This window comes from Bartonella sp. AA86SXKL, assembly GCF_042196885.1.
Window position 1 is genome coordinate 1 of sequence record NZ_JBHIRE010000572.1, and the last position, 549, is coordinate 549.

Below are 549 nucleotides of genomic sequence, written 5' to 3' on the forward strand. Positions count from 1 at the left end.
TTTTGTAAATCTTTGCCTAGCCGCATTAAGGGGTGGATTGGTTCCATTGATGTAAGAGAGTTTTTGCCAAGTTTTTTGGGGGGTAAAACAGCCATCCAACCCATCGTGCAATTTGCGGGAGCTTCTCCTGTAAATTCATCTGCCAGAGAGCAAAGAGACAAAGACCGTTCCCCCATCACACACAATCAAAACGTCACAGTGCATGTTAATGGGGCGCGTGAACCCATGGCCACTGGTCGTGCGGTTGCCCATGCTTTGCAACGGGCACGTGCTAATGCTCTGCATGGCGGGACAGAATGAGGGGAGGGCGTCTATGAGAGATCCTTTGATGATGTTAGGACCGCATCAATTTTATGTGGACTGGCTGAATTTCCAATCCTTTGAAGAAGAGTTTTCTGCTTCATGGGTTTGTATGGAGCGTTTTGGCAAGGCACCCAGTTTGCAATTTACCGGCTATGGCAATGATGCAAAGACCATTCATGGAGTTTGGTTTCCAGAAGAATTTGGTGACCGGGTAGCGATAGATGCCATCACTACAACTATTCGAAG

Annotated in this window: 2 protein-coding genes; both read left to right on the forward strand. The window is 47.5% G+C overall.

The genetic code is table 11. The annotated features are described in order from the left end of the window. Positions 1-300 (forward strand): hypothetical protein (locus ACFIO5_RS13340; protein WP_375705675.1); only part of this gene is annotated, 300 nt, incomplete at its 5' end. Between the two features lie 13 nt (positions 301-313). Then, positions 314-549: phage tail protein (locus tag ACFIO5_RS13345; protein WP_375684316.1), on the forward strand; the 236-nt coding region annotated here is incomplete at its 3' end.